This window comes from Phenylobacterium sp., assembly GCF_030697305.1.
Classification (GTDB): domain Bacteria; phylum Pseudomonadota; class Alphaproteobacteria; order Caulobacterales; family Caulobacteraceae; genus Phenylobacterium.
The window spans coordinates 26,647-33,286 of sequence record NZ_JAUYQL010000029.1; the positions used below are offsets into that span (position 1 = coordinate 26,647).

The 6,640-nt window shown below is 68.2% G+C and carries 8 protein-coding genes; 5 read left to right on the forward strand and 3 right to left on the reverse strand.

Features of this window, described 5'->3' with window-relative positions; translation table 11 throughout:
• The first annotated feature begins 97 nt into the window (after positions 1-97).
• A complete protein-coding gene (locus tag Q8R27_RS03350) occupies positions 98-874 on the forward strand; it encodes a tRNA1(Val) (adenine(37)-N6)-methyltransferase (protein ID WP_305697675.1) in 777 nt (258 codons plus the stop codon).
• A gap of 11 nt (positions 875-885) precedes the next feature.
• Here Q8R27_RS03350 and ilvC read toward each other — a convergent pair whose 3' ends face one another.
• Positions 886-1,905 carry a ketol-acid reductoisomerase gene (gene ilvC, locus Q8R27_RS03355; RefSeq protein WP_305697676.1) on the reverse strand — a complete coding sequence of 340 codons (1,020 nt, stop codon included), beginning with the start codon at positions 1,903-1,905 and terminating at the stop codon, positions 886-888.
• Between the two features lie 188 nt (positions 1,906-2,093).
• Between ilvC and arfB the strand changes: the two genes are divergently transcribed.
• Positions 2,094-2,513, forward strand: coding sequence for an alternative ribosome rescue aminoacyl-tRNA hydrolase ArfB (gene arfB, locus Q8R27_RS03360; RefSeq protein ID WP_305697677.1), 420 nt, complete (start codon positions 2,094-2,096; stop codon positions 2,511-2,513).
• A gap of 81 nt (positions 2,514-2,594) precedes the next feature.
• Entirely contained in the window at positions 2,595-3,125 is a 531-nt protein-coding gene (locus Q8R27_RS03365) for a hypothetical protein (RefSeq protein ID WP_305697678.1), read from the forward strand.
• Between the two features lie 25 nt (positions 3,126-3,150).
• Here Q8R27_RS03365 and Q8R27_RS03370 read toward each other — a convergent pair whose 3' ends face one another.
• Positions 3,151-3,489, reverse strand: coding sequence for a hypothetical protein (locus Q8R27_RS03370; RefSeq protein WP_305598069.1), 339 nt, complete (start codon positions 3,487-3,489; stop codon positions 3,151-3,153).
• 153 nt (positions 3,490-3,642) lie between these two features.
• Here Q8R27_RS03370 and Q8R27_RS03375 point away from each other — a divergent pair, with 153 nt between their 5' ends.
• The gene (locus tag Q8R27_RS03375) at positions 3,643-4,101 is read left to right on the forward strand and encodes a BA14K family protein (RefSeq protein WP_305697679.1); all 459 of its coding nucleotides are present in this window, start codon (positions 3,643-3,645) and stop codon (positions 4,099-4,101) included.
• A 68-nt stretch (positions 4,102-4,169) separates the two neighbouring features.
• Entirely contained in the window at positions 4,170-4,565 is a 396-nt protein-coding gene (locus Q8R27_RS03380) for a hypothetical protein (protein WP_305697680.1), read from the forward strand.
• A gap of 41 nt (positions 4,566-4,606) precedes the next feature.
• Here Q8R27_RS03380 and Q8R27_RS03385 read toward each other — a convergent pair.
• Positions 4,607-6,640: AAA family ATPase (locus Q8R27_RS03385; RefSeq protein ID WP_305697681.1), on the reverse strand; the 2,034-nt coding region annotated here is incomplete at its 5' end.

Here is a 6,640-nt window from a genome sequence, read left to right on the forward strand (position 1 = left end):
CTCCTGACTACCGGCGGGGGTCCTGGCGCCGGAGGTCGTTGCGGGGGACAATGGTGGGGCGACAGGGGGTGGTCAAGGCGCGTATGTCGCCGCACGCATGAAGCCTTCGAACGACAAACCACAGGGTGCAGAGGCGTCCGATGTCACCGAGGACCGCCTGCTGGACGGACGCGTCCTGCTGCGCCAGCCCAGGCGCGGCTATCGCGCGGGGATGGACGCGGCGCTGCTGGCGGCGGCCTGCGATGCGGATGAAGGCGCGCGGGTGGTGGAAGCCGGCTGTGGCGCCGGCGCGGCCCTGCTCGCCGCAGCGTGGAGACGGCCGGGTGCGCGCTTCGTCGGCCTGGAACGCGATCCGGACGCATTCGCCCTAGCCCAGGAGAATATCGCGCTCAACGGCTTACAGGCGCGCGTCGAGGTCCAGTTGGGCGATGTCGACCAGCCGTTCGGCCGCACCGGCCTGGCGCCGTTCGACGCCCTGATCGCCAACCCGCCGTTCTTCGACGACCCTGCCGCTTTGCGCGCACCCGATCCCGCCAAACGCGGCGCGTGGATGGCGGATCAGGGTCTTGAAGCGTGGACGGCCTTCGCCGGGAAGGCGGTGCGCCAGGGCGGCGCGATCATCGTGATCCATCGCGCCGACCGGCTGGCCGACCTGCTGGCGCTGTTGGCCGGATCGTGCGGATCATTCTGCGTGCGGCCGGTGCACGCCTTCGCCGACGCCCCGGCCAAGCGGGTGCTGGTGCGCGCGGTCAAGGCGGGCAAGGCGCCGCTGAGGCTCCTGCCCGCCCTGATCCTGCATCCGCGCTCGGGCGACAAGCACACGCCCGAAGCCGAAGCGATCCTGCGCGGCGAGGCGGACCTCGCCTGGGACTAGGCCGTAGGACCTTAGTTCCGGCCCTTGTCGACCAGCGCGTTCTTGGTGATCCACGGCATCATGGCCCGCAGGCGCGCGCCCACTTCCTCGATCGGATGTTCGGCGGCGCGGCGACGGGTGGCCTTGAAACTCGGCTGACCGGCTTCATTCTCCATCATCCAGTCGCGGGTGAAGCGGCCCGACTGGATATCGTCCAGCACGCGCTTCATCTCGGCCTTGGTCTCGGCGGTCACCATGCGCGGGCCGGTGACGTACTCGCCGTACTCGGCGGTGTTGGAGATCGAGTAGTTCATGTTGGCGATGCCGCCTTCATAGATCAGGTCGACGATCAGCTTCACCTCATGCAGGCACTCGAAGTAGGCCATCTCGGGCGCGTAGCCTGCCTCGACCAGGGTCTCGAAACCGGCGCGGATCAGCTCCACCAGGCCCCCGCACAGCACCGCCTGCTCGCCGAACAGGTCGGTTTCGCACTCTTCGCGGAAGTTGGTCTCGATGATGCCCGAACGGCCCCCGCCGATCGCCGAGGCGTAGGCCAGGCCGAAGTCCAGCGCATTGCCGGTCGGGTTGCGGTCGATGGCGATCAGGCAGGGCACGCCGCCCCCGCGCTGGTACTCGCTGCGCACGGTGTGGCCTGGGCCCTTGGGCGCGATCATCAGCACGTCGATGCCGGGCTTGGGGTCGATCAGGCCGAAATGGACGTTCAGGCCGTGGGCGAACAGCAGCGCAGCGCCGTCGCGAATGTTGGGGGCGATCTCGTTGTTGTAGATGCCGCGCTGCAGCTCGTCGGGCGCGAGGATCATGATCGCATCGGCCCAGGCCGCGGCTTCGGCGACATTCATCACCTTCAGGCCGTCAGCTTCGACCTTCTTGGCCGTGGCCGAACCGGCTTTGAGGGCGACGACGAGGTTCTTCACCCCGGAATCCACCAGGTTGAGCGCGTGCGCACGGCCCTGGCTGCCATAGCCTACAATGGCGATCTTCTTGTCCAGGATGCGGGCGATGTCGGCGTCGCGGTCGTAATAGACGCGCATGGGCGTTCTCCAGAACTTGATCGTCGGGCAGGCCACGGCGCACTGACGTCGTAGCAAAGGCGGCGCTATCGACCGTTTTTTTACAGAAAGGTCAAGCCGGCGCGCCGATCATAAGCGAGACGACGTTCGCCACACCCTGTAGGAAGCGGCGCCGCCGCCAGGCCACGCGCAGAGAGGGAGGCGCACCGATGATCGTCGTGAACGCCCGCGTCTCGCTCGCCGATGACGAATTCAGCGAACGCATGGTCAAGGCCAGCGGTCCCGGCGGCCAGCACGTCAACAAGACCAGCAGCGCGATCGAGCTCAGGTTCCACGTCGGAAACTCCAGCCTGGAAGACGACGTCAAGGAACGGCTGCGCGGCCTCGCCGGCAGCCGGCTCAGCCAGGAGGACGTGCTGATCCTGTTCGCCCAGGGCTCACGCTCACTGGAGATGAACCGCCAGGACGCCCGCGAGCGCCTCGCCGAGCTGGTGCGCCAGGCCTTGCACCGGCCCAAGTCGCGCCGCCCCACCCGGCCCACCTACGCCTCGAAGCTCAAGCGACTGGAGGGCAAGTCGAAGCGCTCCGGCGTCAAGTCGATGCGCGGACGGCCCGGTCGCGAAGACTGAGCTGAAGGCGGCTGACGCGGCTCAGGCATTTTGCGCAGGCCCTCTTGGCGCGCCCGCCCCGCTCCGCATAAGGTCCCCGCCATGCGCGTCCTTCGTCGTTTCGTAGCTTTTTCGACCCTCGCCCTGCTCGCCGCTTGCGAGACCGTGGGCGCGCCGCCGCCCCCGCCGCCGATGGCCCCGCCGTCCGCCACGGTGTTCCGTCCGAGCGATTTCTCGTGGTCGGCGGTGCCGGGGCGCAACGCCGTCGTCGGGCGGCTTACCTACAAGCGCCCAGAGGCGCGATACACCTGCGCCGGCGCGGCCGTCGTGCTGACGCCGGAGACGCTGTGGACGCGCCGACGGATGAGCATCCTGTACAACTCGCCGATCTCGGCCGCTCTGCCGGTCGAGGAGGTGCGCGCCCGCACGCCCGCCAGCAACGGCGAGGACTTCTCCGCCTTCGTGCGCCGCACCACGTGCGACGCCACCGACCGGTTCAGCTTTTCTGGGCTGCCGGACGGCGCCTGGTACGTGATCTCAGTGGCCAAACCCGCTGAAGGCCGAGGCCCCAGCATCGCGGTGATGCGTCGCGTCGAGACCCGTGGCGGCCGACCCACATCGGTCGGCCTCTAAGGCGTCCGGCAGTCCTGGATGCGGCTCAGAACCGCTCCACCCCGCGCTTGATCGGTTCGGTGGGGTCGGCGTCGAGCAGGTCGGCGATTTCCTGCATGAACGACTCGCGCCGCGCCGCCGCCGCGATCGGATCGGGCGCATTACGCACAGCCGCCGCTGCATTGCGGCGTGATTCCAGCCGCAGGCGTTGCGACACCGCGGCCAGGTGGCCCTCGCTTTTACGCAAATCCATCAGCGCCGCGTGTTTGCGCGCCTCTTCGATACGCTTGCGCACCAAGGCGTCCACGTCGGTGCCGGACTCCGCACGCGCCGCCAGATTGGCGAAGTCGCGCACGTACATTTGGACAAACTGCTCTTCGGCCATTGCGTCCTTATCCTCCCGGCCGCGCAGTTGAGCGCCACGCGGCGATGTCCATTAACATATCTTAACAGGCACGGGGCCGGTATCGTCGGTCAGGCGAACGAAAGCAGAGCTTGTGGTGTTCCGGCCGCGGGCTTGAAAGAGGGGAGTTGCGCCATGCGCATGATTTTGACCGCGGCGCTCGCGGCAATCGCCGTCGCCGGATCGCCGGCCGCCCACGCCCAGACCTATTGGGACGGCCACAACTACTATGAGCGGCCGCAGCCATTGCCCGCACCGCCGCCAGCCTCCGCTGCGCCGCGCACGCCTGACCCGAGGCCCGCTCCCGCCAGCCAATACGACCGTGCCGCCGGGCGCTATGATCAGGACCTTCGCGACCAGGCCGCCCGCTACGGGCGCGAGGACGAGGACTTCGGCGACGACCGATATGGGCGCGACGACATTCGCAATGAAGCGGGCGACGGTCGCGACGACGAGAACCGCTACCTCGGTTGGCGGCGCGACGGGTCGTGGGGGCAGCATGTGCGCGCCTGCATGAGCCGCTATCGCAGCTACAACGCTCGCACCGACAGCTACCTGGCCAGGCCCGGCGTTTGGGTGCGCTGCGGCCTATAGACGGCCGGACGGAGCTTGTGGCCGCGCTGCGCGTTTACCTTTCGAGGGAATTCGGCACGGAGGGATCCATGCGCAAGATCATGACCATCGCCCTAGCCGCCATGACAATGGCCGGCGGCGCGATCACGGCGACCAGCGCGGAAGCGCGCGACTACCGCAACCACCGCGCCTACGACGGCCGGGGCTACAACAACGGCTACTACTACAACAACCGCAACTACCGCCGGAACAACGACGACGGCGCGGCGATCGTAGCCGGTATCGCGGGCCTGGCGATTGGCGCGGCGCTGGCCTCCGGCAGCCGCGACCGGGGCTACTACGACAACGGCTACGCCCCGCGCGGCTACTACGGCCAGCCTTCCTACGGGCGCGGCTATTACGGCTCTTCGTATCGCCGCTGCACGACCACTCAGCGCTACGACCCGTACTATGGCGGCTACGTCGAGCGCACCTACTGCCGATAGCCGATCAAGGGGCGTCGCCTGCTGGCGACGCCCCTGTTTCGTCAGTGGACCTTGGCGCGGCCGATCTCCAGGCCCTCGCTGGTGGCGGTGACGTCGATCACCGCCCCGTCCTCCAGGTCGCCCGCCAGCAGCTTGCGCGCGATCGGATCGACCAGTTCCTTCTGGATCACCCGCTTCAGCGGACGCGCCCCGTACACAGGATCGTAGCCGCGCTCGCCCAGCCAGTGCATGGCCGCCGGATCCAGGGTGATCGCCATGCGCCGGTCGCCCAGCAGCTTTTCCACGCGCTGGAGCTGGATGCGGACGATGTTGTCCATCTCCGCGCGGCCCAGGCGCTTGAACAGGATGATCTCGTCGATCCGGTTCAGGAACTCCGGCCGGAAGTGACGGCGCACGGTGTCCATCACGCCAGGGCGCGCGGCTTCCACGTCCTCATCGTCCGCGAGCGCAGCCAGATGCTCCGACCCTAGATTCGAGGTCATGATGATGATCACGTTGCGGAAGTCGACCGTGCGCCCCTGCCCATCAGTAAGCCGGCCATCGTCCAGCACCTGCAGCAGCACGTTGAAAACGTCAGGGTGAGCCTTCTCCACCTCGTCGAACAGCAACACCTGATACGGCCGGCGGCGCACCGCCTCGGTCAGCGCACCACCCTCGTCGTAGCCGACGTAGCCGGGAGGCGCGCCGATCATGCGGCTGACCGAGTGCTTCTCCATGTACTCGCTCATGTCGAGGCGGGTCACCGCGGACTCGTCGTCGAACATGAACTCGGCCAGCGCCTTGGTGAGCTCGGTCTTGCCGACGCCGGTGGGTCCTAAGAACAGGAACGAGCCGATCGGCCGGTTGGGGTCCTGCAGGCCGGCGCGCGCGCGGCGAACCGCGTCCGATACGGCCAACAGCGCCTCTTCCTGGCCGACCACGCGGTCACGGAGCTTGTCCTCCATGGCCAGCAGCTTCTCGCGCTCGCCCTCCAGCATCTTCTCCACGGGCACGCCGGTCCAGCGCGAGACCACCGCGGCGATCTGCTCGGCGTCGACGACTTCGGGCGACAGCGGGTTCTTGCCGGACTCGGCCTCCTCCGCCGCCAGGATGCGCTCGAGCTGAGGGATCTCGCCATAGGCGATCTCCGAGGCCCGCTGCAGATCGCCGCGACGCTGGGCCGCGACCAGTTCCGCGCGCAACCGCTCGAGCGCCTCCCGGGCCTGAGCGGACTGGCCGACCTTCTCCTTTTCCGCGCGCCACCGCGCAGTCATCTCGGCGGAGCGGCCCTCCAGGTCGTCGAGCTCCTCCTCCAGCTTCTCCAGCCGGGCTTTCGAGGCTTGGTCGGTCTCCTTGGACAGCGCTTCGCGCTCGATCTTCAGCTGCACGACGCGGCGGTCTATCTCGTCCAGCTCCTCCGGCTTGGAGTCGACCGCCATGCGCACGCGGCTCGCGGCCTCGTCCATCAGGTCGATGGCCTTGTCCGGCAGGAAGCGGTCGGCGATGTAGCGGTTCGACAGGGTCGCTGCGGCGACGATGGCGGCGTCGGAGATGCGCACGCCATGGTGCACCTCGTACTTCTCCTTCAAGCCGCGCAGGATCGAGACCGTGTCCTCGACCGTCGGTTCGCCGACGAACACCGGCTGGAAGCGCCGCGCCAGCGCCGCGTCCTTCTCCACGTGCTTGCGGTACTCATCGAGCGTGGTCGCGCCCACGCAATGCAGCTCGCCGCGCGCCAGGGCGGGCTTGAGCAGGTTGGAGGCGTCCATCGCGCCTTCGCTCTTCCCGGCGCCGACCAGGGTGTGCATCTCGTCGATGAACAGGATGATCGAGCCTTCGGCCGCGGTCACCTCGCCCAGCACAGCCTTCAGCCGTTCCTCGAACTCGCCGCGGTACTTCGCGCCGGCGATCAGCGAGCCCATGTCGAGCGACAGGAGCTTCTTGTCCTTCAGGCTCTCGGGCACGTCGCCGTTGATGATGCGCAGCGCCAGGCCTTCGACGATGGCGGTCTTGCCTACGCCGGGCTCGCCGATCAACACGGGATTGTTCTTGGTGCGGCGCGACAGCACCTGGATGGTGCGGCGGATCTCCTCGTC